Below are 14,257 nucleotides of genomic sequence, written 5' to 3' on the forward strand. Positions count from 1 at the left end.
TGATGGGGGCCTGCGGGGGCCTGGGGTTAGGCTGGTGGCGAAACCGGGAAGAGGAGTGTCGGGATGGGTCGGATGAAGGCGGGGGATTTTCCGCAGGAGCTGCTGGAGCTGTATGATTTCTATGCTCATGGGCGGATCGCCAAGCGGCAGTTTCTGGACCGGGCGGTCAAGTTCGCGGTGGGCGGGATGACCGCGCTGGCGCTGCTGACCATGCTGCGCCCGAATTATGCGCTGGCCCAGCAGGTGAATTTCAACGATCCCGCGATCGTGCCGGAATACATCACCTATCCATCACCCGAGGGGCATGGCGCGGTGCGCGCCTATCAGGTGGCGCCTGCCGGAGAGGGGCCTTGGCCCGCCGTGCTGGTCATTCACGAGAATCGCGGCCTGAACCCTTATATCGAGGATGTCGCGCGGCGGCTGGCCAAGGCGGGCTATCTGGCGCTGGCGCCGGACGGGCTGACCTCGAAGGGTGGCTATCCGGGCAATGACGAAGAGGGCCGGGCCTTGCAGGCCGAGGTCGATCCCGAAAAGCTGATGAGCGATTTCTTTGCCGCCGCCGAGTTCCTGATGGCGCATGAGGCCGGGACCGGCAAGGTGGGGGCGGTCGGCTTTTGCTATGGCGGCGGGGTCTGTCATGCGCTGGCGGTGGCCTATCCCGAACTGGGCGCCTCGGTTCCGTTTTACGGGCGGCAGGCGCCGGTCGGGGATGTGCCCCGGATCGAGGTGCCGATGCTTTTGCATTTCGCGGACATGGATGAGCGGGTGAACGAAGGCTGGCCCGCCTTCGAGGCCGCGCTGACAGAGGCCGGAAAGACCTATGAGGGATATGTCTATCCGGGCACCAATCACGGCTTTCACAACGATTCGACGCCGCGTTACGACGAAGAGGCCGCAGCGCTGGCATGGCAGCGGACGCTGGACTGGTTCGGACGTTATCTGGCCTGATCATCCCGCAGAAAGCGGCGCAGGACGCGTTCCAGCTTGGCCGCCCCAAGCGGTGCCATGGCCTTGGTATGGTCATGGCTGATCGCCTCGTCCGACAGCCCGGCGCCCATATTGGTGATGACCGAGATGGCGGCGGCGCGCAGGCCCAGAAAGCGGGACAGGATGATTTCGGGGACGGTCGACATGCCGACGGCGTCGGCGCCCAGGGTGCGGGCGGCGCGGATCTCGGCCGGGGTCTCGAAGCTGGGGCCCGAAAACCAGCAATAGACCCCCTCGGGCAGATCGACCCCTTCGGTCCGGGCCGCGGCCAGCAGGGCGGCGCGCATCTCCGTGTCATGCGCATCGGTCATCGGCACGAAGCGGGCGTCGGTCGGTTCGCCGATCAGCGGGTTTGTCCCGGCAAAGGCGATGTGATCGTTCAGCAGCATCAGCCCGCCGGTGGGGATGTCGGCGCGCAGCGAGCCCGCCGCATTGGTCAGGATCAGCTTTTTCGTCCCAAGTGCCGCGAGGGTTTCCAGCGGCAGGCGCATCGCATCGGCGCGACCCTGTTCATAGTAATGCGACCGCCCGCCAAACACGGCGACGCGCCGCCCCTCCAACTGGCCGATGACCAGCTGCGGGACATGGCCCGACACGCCCGCATGGGGAAAGCCCGGCAGATCGTCATAGGGGATCGCCACGCCATCGACCTGTGCCGCCAGATGGCCAAGGCCCGAGCCGAGGATCAGGCCCAGTTCGGGTGCCTCATCCCCCGCCCGCGCACGGATGAGGGTGGCGAGGTCAACGCTCTTTGACATAGGGTTCTCCGCCCGCGCGGGGCGGGATGGCGCGGCCGACAAAGCCTGCAAGGATGATCACCGTCAGGATATAGGGCAGCGCGTTCATGAACATCGACGGCACCACCACGATCCCCAGATCCAGATTGGGATAGAGGTTGGCGATCGCCTCCAGCAGGCCGAACAGAAAGGTCGCGAACAGCGCCTGCCAGGGGCGCCATTTGGCAAAGATCAGGGCGGCCAGCGCGATGAATCCCCGGCCTGCGGTCATCTCCTTGACGAAGCCCGCCGAAAGACCGGTGGCCAGATAGGCGCCCGCGATGCCGCACAGGATGCCGCAGATCGCCACCGCCGTATAGCGCAGCCGCGTCACCGACACCCCCGCCGTATCCACGGAGGCCGGGTTTTCCCCAACCGCCCGCAGCCGCAGTCCGAAGCGCGTGCGATAGAGCACCCACCACGTCACCGGCACCATCGCAAAGGCCACATAGACCAGAATCGTCTGGCCCGAGATCAGACCGGAATAGATCGGCCCCAGCAGCGGCACGTCGCGCAAAGCCTCGGCTCCGGGCAGGGTGATCGGCTGGAAACGACCGGCGCCGGTCAGGGCCGGGGTGCGCCCCCCCAGACCGAAGGCGTTCTGCCCGATCAGCACCGTCAGCCCCGAGGCCAGAAAATTGATCGCCACGCCCGAAATCAGCTGGTTGCCCATGAAGGTGATCGAGGCCAGCCCGTGGATCAGCGACAGGGCCAGCGCCCCGCCGATGCCCGCCGCCAGCCCCAGCCAGGCGCTGCCGGTCAGAAAGGCGACCGAAGCCGAGGTAAAGGCCGCCATCAGCATCTTGCCCTCCAGCCCGATGTCGAAGACTCCGGCGCGTTCGGAATACAGCCCGGCCAGACAGGCCAGCAGCAGGGGCGTCATCAGCCGCAATGCGCTGCCGATGCCCTGCTGGGCGGCGGCGCCGTCGGCCAGCGCCCAGAAGACGCAGATCCCCAGCACAAGGATCGCGATCAGCGATTCGCGGATGTTCATTTCACCGCCCCCCGGCTGGTCCGGCGCATGGTCAGGAACAACCGCTCCAGCGGCATGCGGACCATGTTGTCCAGCGCCCCGGTGAACAGGATCACCAGCGCCTGAATGACGATGATCAGTTCGCGCGGGATTGAGGTCCACAGGGCCAGTTCGCCCCCGCCCTGATAGAGAAACCCGAACAGCAGCGCGGCCAGCAGGATGCCAAAGGGGTGGTTGCGGCCCATCAGGGCCACCGCGATGCCGATGAAGCCCGCGCCCTCGACCGCGTTCAGGACCAGACGCTCGGCCTCGCCCATGACGTTGTTGATGGCCATCAGGCCCGCCAGCCCGCCCGAGATCAGCATGGCGATGACGGTGATCGCCACCGGGTTGATGCCCGCATAGACGGCGCCGGGTTCGGACCGGCCAAAGGCACGGATCTGATAGCCAAGCCGCGTGCGCCAGATCAGTACCCAGATCAGAAAGCAGGCCAGCAGCGCCACCAGAAAGGTCACGTTGACGGGCGAATTGCGGCCCCAGTCAAAGCCCATCGCGGCGGCGATGTCTGTCAGCGCGGGCAGGTTCGTCGCCTCGGGAAAGCGGGCCGAGGCGGGGTCCATGCTGCCCACCGGGCGCAGGCGGTTGACCAGAACGTAATTCAGCAGCGCGGCGGCGATGAAATTGAACATGATCGTCGTGATCACGATATGGCTGCCCCGCTTGGCCTGCAGGAAGGCGGGCAGAAAGGCCCATGCCGCGCCAAAGGCCGCAGCGCCCACCATCGCGACCGGCAGGGCGATGGCCCAATGCGGCAGTGGCAGATACAAAAGCACCAGCGCGACGCCAAGGCCCCCCATCGCCGCCTGCCCCTCGCCGCCGATATTGAACAGGCTGGCGTGATAGGCGACCATGACGGCCAGCCCGGTAAAGACGAAGTTCGTCGCGTAATACAGCGTGAACCCCCAGCCATAGCTGGAGCCAAGGGCGCCCTCGACCATCGTCGTCAGCGCCATCCACGGGCTTTCCCCGATGGCCAGGATCACCAGCGCCGAGATCCCCATTGCCAGGACCAGCGAGATCAGCGGCGTCAGGATCACATCGGCCCATTTCGGCATCTTGTCCATCAGGGGCGTCCTTGTGACAGGTCATGGGCGGGGGCGACCTCGGGCGGGATGCCGGCCTCGGCAGGGGTATTGTCGGTATCGGTGATGCCCGCCATCAGCAGGCCCAGTTCGCCGGTCGTGGTCTGGCCGGGCAGGCGTTCGCCCATGATCCGCCCGTCGAACATCACCGCGACGCGGTCGGACAGGGCCAATATCTCGTCCAGCTCAACCGAGACCAGCAGGATCGCCTTGCCCGCATCGCGCAGCGCCACGATCTGCTTGTGGATGAATTCGATCGCGCCGATATCGACGCCGCGCGTCGGCTGACCGATCAGCAGCAGGTCGGGATTGCGCTCGATCTCGCGCGCGACGACGATCTTCTGCTGGTTCCCGCCCGAGAAATTGCGTGCCGCCAGATGGCAGTCGCGGGGGCGCACGTCGAACCGTTCCATCTTGCCCTGGGCGTCCCGGCGGATGGCGTCATTGTCCATCAGCCAGCCGCGATTGAATTCGGGGGCGTCATGCCAGCCGAAGGCGACGTTTTCCCAAGCGGTGAAATCCATGATCAGGCCTTCGACCTGACGATCCTCGGGGATATGGCCCACGCCGTCGCGGCGCCGCTGGCCCGCATCGCAGCCCGACCCGGACAAGGGCAGGGGCGCGCCGTTCATGCGCACGGTGCCGCCGACCCGCGCGCCTTTTTCAGGATATCCGCCCAAGATTTCCAGCAGCTGGGTCTGGCCATTGCCGCTGACGCCCGCGATGCCCAGAATCTCTCCGGCGCGGATGTCCAGATCGATGCCGCGCAGGCGTTCGACGCCGTCATCATCGATCATGGTCAGGCCGCGCACCTCAAGCACCGGGGCCATGGGCCGCGCCGGGGTCTTGTCGACGTTCAGCAGAACCTTGCGGCCGACCATCAGCTCGGCCAGCTGTTCGGGGCTGGTCTCGGCCGTCTTGACCGAGGCGACCATTTCGCCGCGCCGCATGACCGAGACGTTGTCGGTGATTTCCATGATCTCGCGCAGCTTGTGGGTGATCAGGATGATCGTCTTGCCCTCGGCCTTCAGGCCCTTGAGGATGCGGAACAGGTGATCGGCCTCGGCGGGGGTCAGCACGCCGGTGGGTTCGTCCAGAATCAGAATGTCGGCCTGCCGGTACAGCGCCTTGAGGATCTCGACCCGCTGCTGGTGGCCGACCGACAGATCCTCGACCGTGGCGTCGGGATCGACGCTCAGCTGATAATCCGCCGCCAGCTGCTTCAGCACGCCGCGCGCCTTGGACAAGGACGGGCGCAGCAGGGCGCCGTCTTCGACCCCCAGAATGACGTTTTCCAGAACGGTAAAGTTCTGCACCAGTTTGAAATGCTGGAAAACCATGCCGATGCCGGCGCGGATCGCGGTCTGGCTGTCGGCAATGCTGATCGGCTGGCCGCCCACCAGAATCTGCCCCGCATCGGGTTTGTAGAACCCGTACAGGATCGACATCAGCGTCGATTTGCCCGCGCCGTTTTCCCCGATGATGCCGTGGATGGTGCCGCGCGGCACCGTCAGATTGATGTCGCGATTGGCCTGAACCGCCCCGAACGCCTTCGAGATGCCGCGCAGCTCGATGGCAGCGGGGGCGGCCGCAGCGGACCGCCCCCCCATCTCATCGCCTGCAAGCGTCATCAGGATGCCGGGCAGGTGTTGTCGGTCATATAGTCATGGACCGCGATCTCGCCCGAGGCGATGCCCGCCTTGGCCTCGTCCACGGCGGCCTGCATTTCGGCCGTCACCAGTTCGGCATTCAGCTCGTCGACGGCCACATCCACGCCCTCGGCTGCCAGATCCATGACCCGGATGCCCGGCTCCAGATCGGCGCCCGCCACGAAGGCCTCGTAGACGGCATTGTCCACGCGCTTGACCATCGAGGTCAGCACCTGACCCGGATGCAGGGCGTTCTGGTTGCTGTCGACGCCGATGGACAGGATGCCTTCGTCCGCCGCCGTCTGCAGGATGCCGATGCCGGTACCGCCCGCCGCCGCATAGATCACGTCGGCGCCCTGCGAGATCTGCGCGCGGGTCAACTCGCCCCCGCGCACCGGGTCGTTCCAGGCGGCGGGCGTGGTGCCGGTATAGTTGATGACCACGGTGCCTTCCGGCTGGACCGATTTGAAGCCCTGGGCAAAGCCGCATTCGAATTTGTGGATCAGCGGAATGTCCATGCCGCCGATAAAGCCGACCGTGCCGGATTCGGATGCCATCCCGGCCATGATGCCCGCCAGATAGCTGCCCTGTTCCTCGGTGAAGACGACCGATTGCACGTTCGGCGCCTCGACCACCATGTCGATGATGGCGAATTTCGTGTCGGGGTAATCGCCCGCGACCTGGGTCAGCACGTCGCCAAAGGCAAAGCCGGTCATGACGATCGGGTTCGACCCGGATTCGGCCAGACGGCGCAGGGCCTGTTCGCGCTGCGCCTCGGACTGCATCTCCAGCTCGCGATAGGTGCCGCCGGTTTCCTCGACCCAACGGGCGGCGCCGGTATAGGCGGCCTCGTTGAAGGATTTGTCGAACTTGCCGCCCAGATCATAGATCAGCGCCGGATCGGCCAGTGCCGCGCCCAAAGGCAAAGCGGTCAGGGCCGCGCCCGTCAAAAGCGTTTTCATCAGCGACATCAAGGAACCTCATCCTGTTTTTATACGGGCGATTCAACCGCGCCCGCCGATGAACCGATTAGGGCGCATCGGTCAAGGTCGGTCAACCGCCTTCTTGGGTGGCACGCAGCGTCAGACGCAGGATCAGTGCGTCCGCCGCAGGGCCATAATATCGCCGCCGCAACCCGGCTTCCACCCAGCCCGTGGACGAATACAGCCGCCGCGCCGCAAGGTTGTCGGAAGCGACCTCCAGAAAGGCAGTGTCGGCACCCATCGCGGCGGCTGTGCCTGCGAATTGGGCAATCAGCTGCAGCCCCAATCCGGCGCGCCGGGCCTCGGGTGCAACGGCCACCGTCAGCAGTTCCGCCTCGCCCGCGATGGCGCGGCCCAGCAGAAAGCCCTGCGGCAGGCGCTGCAGAAAGCAGCCGCGCAGGTCCAGCAGATCGGCGAACTCGCGGGCGGTCCAGGGGCGGGGCCGGGTGAAGCATCGCGCGTGCAGATCGGCCAGCGTCTGAAGGTCGTCGGGGGAGAGGGGCGAGGGCGTCAGGGGGGCGTCATCGACCCCCGTCGCGGGGCCAGCCGTCACGACAGGATCACCGGCGGCGCATCGCGCGCCGGGGCGGCATCAGCGGGGCGCAGATAGACCGGCGCCGGGCGGGGTTGCGGGGTCCGCGACCGCAGGGCCGCAAGACGCGCCACGCCCTCGGCGATACCAAGAGCCGGCGCAGCCGGCGCGGGGCCGGGCGCCAGAGAGCCGGTCGCAGCCTGCTGCGGCCGGCTCTCTGGCGCGGTATCCTGCGGGCCGGATGAACCCTGCGGGTCGTGGAAATCCTGCCAGATCACCAGATCGCCCTTGCCGGGGATGATCACCCGGCAGGGACGGGGCAGGCCCCATGCCAGGGCTTCGGGCGCGCCGATGCCGATGGCCGGGATGCGCAGCGCCAGCGCCAGCCCGCGTGCCGCCGCCACCCCCACCCGGATGCCGGTGAAATTGCCGGGGCCCGTGCCCACGCCCAGCACGTCCAGATCGCGCCAGCCAAGGCCCGCATCCGACAGCATCTCTTCCAGCATCGGCATCAGCCGCTCGGCCTGACCCTTGGCCATCGCCTCGTGCCGGGCGCCGATCACCCGGTCGCCGCGCAGCAAAGCGGCCGCGCAATGCGCGGCCGATGTGTCGAAACCCAGAACGATCCGGTCAGGCAACGGGCCGGACCTCGACCACCTCGGGGATGTAATGGCGCAGCAGGTTCTCGATCCCCATCTTCAGCGTCAGGGTCGATGACGGGCAGCCCGCGCAGGCGCCCTGCATGTGCAGATAGACGATGCCGCGATCGAACCCGTGAAAGGTGATGTCGCCGCCATCCTGCGCCACGGCTGGCCGCACGCGGGTGTCCAGCAATTCCTTGATCTGCACGACGATCTCGGCATCGGGGCCGGCCTCATGGGCGGCATGGCCCGCGCTTTCGGGCGCCGCCCCTTCGATGGCCGGGGCGCCGGACTGGAAATGCTCCATGATCGCGCCCAGAACCGAGGGTTTCAGATGGTCCCAAGGCTGGTCCTCGGCCTTGGTCACGGTGACGAAATCGCGGCCCAGAAACACGCCGGTCACGCCCTCGACCGCAAAGATCCGCCGCGCCAGAGGCGAGCTGGCCCCGGTATCGGGCGAGGGGAAATCGGCGGTGCCGCTGCCCAGCACGGTTTCGCCGGGCAGGAATTTCAGCGTGGCGGGGTTCGGCGTCGTCTCGGTCTGGATGAACATGGGGCGCTCCTTTGATGTCCGATATGGCGATGGGGGGGCCTTGGGTCAAGCCGCAGGACCGCCGGAAGTGCCGCAGCAAAGGCCATCGCAGGCGTGATCAGGTGATCGCCTCCAGCCGGTCCTTGGACAGATCGCCCGGCACCAGCGTGATCGCGCAGGGCAGGGCGGAGGGATCGCGCATCAACCGGGTCAGCACCGGGTTCGCGCTGCTTTTATCCGCCGACAGGCCCAGAACGACGACGCCGATCTCGCCATCCTCGGTGATCTGGGCCAAAAGCGCCTCGGCGGCGTCGCCTTCGCGGATGACCAGTTCCGGCTCGATCTTGGGACGCGAGCGCATCCATTTGGCGAAAACCTCGAAATGCGCCTCGATCCGTTCGCGGGCTTCGGCGCGCATCACATCGGCCACGCCAAAGCCGTGCTGGATTTCCTCGGTGGGGATGACCGACAGGATCACCACCGCGCCCTCTGACTTGGCTGCCCGCATCGCGGCAAAGCGCATCGCGTTCAGGCATTCCCTGCTGTCGTCCAGAAGGACCAGAAATTTCCGCATGGTTCCGCCCAAAGCCTGTTGTTCCTGCCTGCAGACAGTGGCGGAACTGCCATGCACGCGCAAGTGATTGCGCCTTGGGCGCCTGCAGCGGTTTTCAAGCCGTCCAGCCTGTGCTAGCCGCGATAAGGCCTCTGGGCAGTTTGGAAATGGTAAAGCGGACGGTGCTGTGACGATCCACCACGATTGGGACAAGACGGATGCCGCGCAGCTTCGCGCGCTGACTTCGCCCAAGATGGCGTGGTTCATCGGCGAGGCGCGGGCTCCGGGCGTCAATCCCATGCCCCGTTCCAAGCGCCTGTTCGACATCTGCTTCGCGCTGCTGCTACTGGTTCCCTTGTCGGTGGTCATGCTGGCCGTGACGGTCGTTCTGCTGATCGTGCAGGGCCGCCCGATCTTTTACGCCGCCCACCGGATGCGCGCCCCGAACGAGCCTTTCACCCAGTGGAAATTCCGCACCATGCTGTGCGAGGAACATGATTTCGGCGCCACCGGGGCCCATAAGGCGTGGCGCATCACCCCCGTCGGTCGGTTTCTGCGCAAATCGCGCATCGACGAATTGCCGCAGTTGTTCAACATCCTGTTGGGCGACATGAGCTTTGTCGGACCCCGGCCCCCCTTGCGCGAATATGTCGAACGCTTTCCCGCCGTTTATGCGCAGGTGCTGCATTCGCGCCCCGGGGTCACGGGGCTGGCCACGCTGATCTATCACCGGCACGAGGATCGCATTCTGGCGCGCTGCAAATCCGCCGCCGCGACCGAGGCTGCGTATTACCGCCGCTGTCTGCCCGCCAAGCTGAAGATCGACCTGATCTATCAGCGTCACAGGGGGACAAGGCTGGATCTGTGGATCCTGTGGAGCACGCTGAAGATCGTGATCTCTCGTCGCGATGAACGGCCCCGCAGGCGCCGGGGCGGGCAATCCTATCTGCCGGTCGGGCCCTCGCCCCGGGGCGGATCGTCGCGCAAGCGGAACGGATCACAGGGATAACCCACCCCCGTCAGATACAGGCCCTGCGGCGGGCAGACCGGCCCGCAGGCGGCGCGGTCGCGCGCGGCAAGCGCATGGGCCACCCGTTCGGACGCCCATGATCCGGTGCCGACCCGTTCCAGCGTGCCGACGATCGACCGCACCTGATTGTGCAGAAACGACCGGGCGCGCAGGGAAAAACGATACTCGTGGCCCTGCGGGATCTCGGTCTCGGTGATCTCGATCGCGTCCAGCGATTTCAGCGGGCTTTTCGCCTGACAGATCGAGGATCGGAACGTCGTAAAGTCGTGATGCCCCAGCAGATGGGCCGCACCCGCCCGCATCGCGGCGACGTCCAGCGGGTTCAGCACCTGCCAGACCTGCCCGCGCAGATGGGTCATCGGTGCCCGCCGCGCCACCAGGCGGAACAGATAACGCCGTTCCATCGCCGAAAAGCGGGCATGGAAATCATCCGGCACACGCGCCGCTTGCAGAATCGCCACCGGGGCGGGTTTCAGATGCCAGTTCAGCGCCTCGGTCAGGCGGAACGGATCCCAGTCCCGGACCAGATCGGCATGGGCCACCTGTCCGGTCGCATGCACGCCCGCATCGGTGCGCCCCGCCGCCGCGATCCGGGCGCCCGCCGCAAAGCCCGCATCCAGCCGGGCCAGCGCGGCCTCGACCGCGCCCTGAACCGAGGGGTGGCTGGCCTGCGCCTGCCATCCGGCAAAGGGCGCGCCGTCATATTCCACCTGCAGCGCGAAACGGGGCATCAGTCGCGGCGAACCTTGACCTTGGGGTCGCCACCGATGGGCATCCGCAGCAGATCGTCCAGGGTCTGCGCCTCGGCGCTGTGCAGGGCGGGGCGGTCGGCGGGATCGACGCGGGTCGCGGCGCCGGTCAGCCCCTCGCGGGCCAGACGGTCGCGCAGGACCGACATCTCGATGTCCAGCGCATCGCGGTCGCCGTCCAGCAGCCGGTCGGCGCGGGCGATGAAATCTTTTTCCAGATCGTCCAGAAAGGATTCATAGGCGGCGCGGGCCGATTGGTCCTGGGTCAGCGCATACAGATCGGCAAAGCGGATCGTCGCATCCCGGGCACCCATCAGATAGACCCCCAGATAGCGCCGGGCCGAGGCCAGACCGCCGGGATTGTCGCGCACCCGGTCGAACAGATGCCGGACGCTGGCATCGAACATCGCCACCCGCGCCTGCAACCGGCGGTCGCCGCTGCGGGCGATGGCCTCGCGCATCTGGTCCAGATGGCCCTCGGCCTCGGTTATCATCGTCTCGGCCCGGCTTTGCTGAAAGCTGTCCACGGACTCGCGGCCCTTGTCGCGCCACGGGTCCAGCCCGAAGGAAAGCTGATGCAGCGCCAGACCCGCCGCGCCGATCAGCCCGGCCTCGGCCCAGACACCGGGTTCGGCGGCGCCCAGACCGATGCCCAAGGCCGCCAGCGCGCCGCCGAACAGCTTGCGCGGGATCGCCGGGCGCTTGGCCACGCGGCGGGCCTGATAGGCGGCCTGCGCCACCAGCCCTTCGCGCGTCATCCACATGCCGCTGGCGACCAGACCAAAGGCCGCCAGATCGGTGACCATGCCGGTCGCGCCCTGAAAGAACGCCCCCAGCAGGAAGGGCGAGGCCGCCAGCGTGATCCATTTCGGCCGCCCCTCATGCGGGTGGCGGGGGGTGGGGGGCAGGACGTCGCGCGGCGGGGGTGCCCCTGCCGCAGGCCGGTTAAGGTTGTTTTTCAGCAGGTTTTCGGGCGAAAAGCGCCCGCCAAAGCGTTGTGACATGATGCCCCCGTCAGCCCGCGCCCGCCAGCGAGGCGTAAAGCGTCAGCAGAAGCAGCAGATAAAAGCTTAGCCGGCCTTGGGCATTGCGTGACATGGGCATCCTTTCGCGCGTCATCGGGGGTTATATCGGCATTCGCGCGCGGATTTCAAACGCCGGCCGGAAACAGGCGGTCCAATGCGGCGCGCAGGGGCGCGTCATCGGCGATGGCCAGCCGCACCGGCAGGGCCATGACCTTGGGGCGGAAGGTGCGGGGCAGGCGGGCGGCGTCCTTTTCGGTGGTGACCAGCTGGGCGCGGGTCAGGCGGGCCTCGGTCTCCAGCCGGGTCAGCAGGGCGGGGCTGAAGGGCTGGTGATCCTGCAATCCCTCGGCGCGGACGATATCGGCGCCCAAGGCCTGCAGCGTGGCAAAGAATTTCTCGGGGTGGCCGATGCCGGCAAAGGCCAGAACCCTGTGGCCGCGCCAGTCAAAGCCCATCTGCAAGGGCGCCAGATGGCCGCGCAGATGCGGCGGGGCGCCGGGGGGCGGGGTGAACTGCGCCTGCGCGGCGTCGGGGCCGATGGACAGCAGCAGATCGGCGCGCGCCAGCCCGGTGGCCACCGGTTCGCGCAGCGGACCTGCGGGGATGCACAGGCCGTTGCCGAAACCCTTGGCCGCATCGACCACGACCAGTCCCAGATCATGGGCCAGCGCCGGATCCTGAAACCCGTCATCCAGCAGGATCGCCTGCGCCCCGGCCCCGACCGCCGCCCGTGCGCCCGCCAGCCTGTCATCGGCCACCCAGACCGGGCCAAAGGCCGCCATCAGCAAGGGCTCGTCCCCGGTCAGGGCGGCGTCATGCTGGCGTTCATCGACGCGCAGCGGCCCCTTGGCCGAGCCGCCATAGCCGCGGGAGACGACGTGAACCGACACTCCGCGCGCGGCCAGCGCCATCTGCAGATGGATGACGGTGGGCGTCTTGCCGGTGCCGCCCGCGTTCAGGTTGCCGACGCAGATGACCGGCACGCCGACTTGCGCCCGCGCACCGGTGGCCAGCCGTCGCGCGGTCGCGCGGGCATAGGCGGTGCCAAGCGGGGCCAGCACCCGCGCGCGCAGGCTGGGCGGGCGCAGGAACCAGAAGCCGGGGGCGCCGGTCATGCGGGCTGCCTTTCGCCGGGCGCATCCTGCGGACGCGGCTCGTCCATCGCGGCCAGCACCCGGTCGGCGATGCGGATCGCCACATCGGCGCCGCCGGTGCTGACCGTCCAGGCATTGCTGGCAAGCGAGGCGATCAGTTCGGGTTGGGTCAGCTCGGCGATGGCCTGGGCCAGATCGCCGGACGAGCGGACCTGACAAGCGGCCTGCGCGCCGTCCAGCTGTTGCCATTCGGTGCGGAACGGCCCCGGTTCCGGGCCGTGCACGATGGCCGACCCCAAAGCCGCCGGTTCGAAGGGATGGCGCATCGCGGTATCGTCGCCCGCCAGCGTGCCGCCCATGAAGCTGACCGGGGCAAGGCGATACCACAGCCCCATCTCGGTCGGGCCGTCGGTCAGCAGAACCTGAATTTCATCGCCGAAATCCTCGTCCTCGCTGCGGCGGGCGACGGTCAGACCGCCCGCCTCGATCTCTTGGGCAAGGCCGTCGATGCGCGAGGGGTCGCGGGGGCTGAGGATCAGCAGCGCACGATGGGACCGGCGCAAAGCGGCCTGATGCGCCTCGAGCACGGCCGATTCCTCGGACGGGGGCAGCGAGGCTGCGAACCACGCGTGGCGCCCGTTCAGCTGCTGGGCCATCGAGACGCGTTCGGTTTCCGAACAATGCAGCGGCTCGCGGATTTCCGAGACCGGGCCGGTCATCTCCAGCCGCGTGGCGGGCAGGGTGATGCGCCGGGCCAGCGACAGGCTGGCGGTGTCGGCCAGCATGACCGCGGACATCTGCGACAACAGCCTGCGCTGCATGCCACCGCGCATGCCCCAGGACAGCGCATCCGGCGACAGGCGGCATTCGGCCAGCACCACCGGGATCCGCCGCGCCGAGGCGGCGGCGATCAGCGCGGGCGGCAGCGCCTGTCCCAGAAGCAGCACGGCGCGTGGCCGCGTCTGGTCCAGCAACTGGGACATCAGCAGCGGATCGTCGGACGGATCGGGTTGTCTGCTGGCCGGGTCCAGATCGTCCAGCCGCATGATGCGCAGCTGCGGACGGGCGCGCATCAGGCGCTGCAGCACCTGCGGCACGGCCTGCGCCGCCTCGGCGCCAGCATGCAGGATCAGCACCGGGCCATGGCCCTGCGGCAGGTCGGGAAGGGCCGGGATATCGCTGCGGCGGCTGCGCAGATGCAGCCACAGCCCCAGCTGGCCCAGGCCCGCCCCGCTCATCAGCTGTCCAGTTCCTCGGTCGGGCTGACCTCGCGTTCCTCGTCGCGCAGGCGGTGCAGATGCGCGATGAAATAGCGGGTCTGGGCGCTGTCGACGGTGCGATGCGCCTCGGATTTCCAGGCGGCGAAGGCGCTGTCGTAATCGGGGAAGATGCCGACGATATGGATGTTGTCGGTGTCGCGGAACTTGGTGCTTTGCGGATCGACGAGTTCGCCGCCGAAGACGAGGTGCAGGCGCTGGCTCATGGGGATCTCCTAGAGGTCCGTGGACAGCTTTCAGCAAAGCCGGGCCGAGACGATGATAACCGAGGCCGAGGGCCATCTGGACCAGATGCGCGAGGCCATCGCCCGCAG

The 14,257-nt window shown here is 67.6% G+C and carries 16 protein-coding genes; 2 read left to right on the top strand and 14 right to left on the bottom strand.

Going from position 1 to position 14,257, the window contains the following annotated elements:
- The first annotated feature begins 63 nt into the window (after positions 1-63).
- Positions 64-948: a YghX family hydrolase gene (gene yghX, locus EG885_RS19445; protein WP_131577943.1), complete on the top strand. Its 885-nt coding sequence runs from the start codon at positions 64-66 to the stop codon at positions 946-948.
- Here yghX and EG885_RS19450 read toward each other — a convergent pair.
- From EG885_RS19450 to EG885_RS19490, 9 genes are all read right to left on the bottom strand, one after another.
- On the bottom strand, positions 936-1,745 hold the full coding sequence (locus EG885_RS19450; RefSeq protein WP_131577945.1) for a purine-nucleoside phosphorylase: 810 nt from the start codon (positions 1,743-1,745) through the stop codon (positions 936-938). The two genes, yghX and EG885_RS19450, sit on opposite strands and share 13 nt — an antisense overlap.
- Entirely contained in the window at positions 1,729-2,757 is a 1,029-nt protein-coding gene (locus EG885_RS19455; RefSeq protein ID WP_131577947.1) for an ABC transporter permease, read from the bottom strand. The genes EG885_RS19450 and EG885_RS19455 overlap by 17 nt, the downstream gene beginning before the upstream one ends.
- A complete protein-coding gene (locus EG885_RS19460) occupies positions 2,754-3,860 on the bottom strand; it encodes an ABC transporter permease (RefSeq protein WP_131577949.1) in 1,107 nt (368 codons plus the stop codon). Before EG885_RS19460 ends, EG885_RS19455 begins: the two co-directional genes overlap by 4 nt.
- On the bottom strand, positions 3,860-5,509 hold the full coding sequence (locus tag EG885_RS19465; RefSeq protein WP_242679757.1) for an ABC transporter ATP-binding protein: 1,650 nt from the start codon (positions 5,507-5,509) through the stop codon (positions 3,860-3,862). The genes EG885_RS19460 and EG885_RS19465 overlap by 1 nt, the downstream gene beginning before the upstream one ends.
- Positions 5,509-6,498 carry a BMP family lipoprotein gene (locus tag EG885_RS19470; protein WP_131577951.1) on the bottom strand — a complete coding sequence of 330 codons (990 nt, stop codon included), beginning with the start codon at positions 6,496-6,498 and terminating at the stop codon, positions 5,509-5,511. The genes EG885_RS19465 and EG885_RS19470 overlap by 1 nt, the downstream gene beginning before the upstream one ends.
- Before the next feature lie 82 nt (positions 6,499-6,580).
- Complete coding sequence (locus EG885_RS19475; RefSeq protein WP_415639353.1) at positions 6,581-7,063, bottom strand: GNAT family N-acetyltransferase; 483 nt, start codon at positions 7,061-7,063, stop codon at positions 6,581-6,583.
- On the bottom strand, positions 7,060-7,680 hold the full coding sequence (gene tsaB, locus EG885_RS19480; protein WP_131577953.1) for a tRNA (adenosine(37)-N6)-threonylcarbamoyltransferase complex dimerization subunit type 1 TsaB: 621 nt from the start codon (positions 7,678-7,680) through the stop codon (positions 7,060-7,062). The genes EG885_RS19475 and tsaB overlap by 4 nt, the downstream gene beginning before the upstream one ends.
- On the bottom strand, positions 7,673-8,236 hold the full coding sequence (locus EG885_RS19485; RefSeq protein ID WP_131577955.1) for a NifU family protein: 564 nt from the start codon (positions 8,234-8,236) through the stop codon (positions 7,673-7,675). Before EG885_RS19485 ends, tsaB begins: the two co-directional genes overlap by 8 nt.
- Before the next feature lie 97 nt (positions 8,237-8,333).
- Positions 8,334-8,789, bottom strand: coding sequence for a universal stress protein (locus EG885_RS19490; protein WP_131577957.1), 456 nt, complete (start codon positions 8,787-8,789; stop codon positions 8,334-8,336).
- Between the two features lie 166 nt (positions 8,790-8,955).
- Here EG885_RS19490 and EG885_RS19495 point away from each other — a divergent pair, with 166 nt between their 5' ends.
- On the top strand, positions 8,956-9,777 hold the full coding sequence (locus tag EG885_RS19495) for a sugar transferase (protein ID WP_131577959.1): 822 nt from the start codon (positions 8,956-8,958) through the stop codon (positions 9,775-9,777).
- Here EG885_RS19495 and truA read toward each other — a convergent pair.
- From truA to EG885_RS19520, 5 genes are all read right to left on the bottom strand, one after another.
- Positions 9,711-10,529: a tRNA pseudouridine(38-40) synthase TruA gene (truA, locus tag EG885_RS19500; protein ID WP_131577961.1), complete on the bottom strand. Its 819-nt coding sequence runs from the start codon at positions 10,527-10,529 to the stop codon at positions 9,711-9,713. The genes EG885_RS19495 and truA overlap by 67 nt on opposite strands.
- The gene (locus tag EG885_RS19505) at positions 10,529-11,551 is read right to left on the bottom strand and encodes a 5-bromo-4-chloroindolyl phosphate hydrolysis family protein (protein WP_131577963.1); all 1,023 of its coding nucleotides are present in this window, start codon (positions 11,549-11,551) and stop codon (positions 10,529-10,531) included. Before EG885_RS19505 ends, truA begins: the two co-directional genes overlap by 1 nt.
- A 146-nt stretch (positions 11,552-11,697) precedes the next feature.
- Positions 11,698-12,687: a tetraacyldisaccharide 4'-kinase gene (gene lpxK, locus EG885_RS19510; protein ID WP_131577965.1), complete on the bottom strand. Its 990-nt coding sequence runs from the start codon at positions 12,685-12,687 to the stop codon at positions 11,698-11,700.
- A complete protein-coding gene (locus EG885_RS19515; RefSeq protein WP_131577967.1) occupies positions 12,684-13,904 on the bottom strand; it encodes a 3-deoxy-D-manno-octulosonic acid transferase in 1,221 nt (406 codons plus the stop codon). The genes lpxK and EG885_RS19515 overlap by 4 nt, the downstream gene beginning before the upstream one ends.
- On the bottom strand, positions 13,904-14,149 hold the full coding sequence (locus EG885_RS19520; RefSeq protein WP_131577969.1) for a DUF4170 domain-containing protein: 246 nt from the start codon (positions 14,147-14,149) through the stop codon (positions 13,904-13,906). Before EG885_RS19520 ends, EG885_RS19515 begins: the two co-directional genes overlap by 1 nt.
- Between the last annotated feature and the right edge of the window lie 108 nt (positions 14,150-14,257).

It is taken from the genome of Paracoccus nototheniae, from assembly GCF_004335005.1.
Lineage (GTDB): Bacteria > Pseudomonadota > Alphaproteobacteria > Rhodobacterales > Rhodobacteraceae > Paracoccus > Paracoccus nototheniae.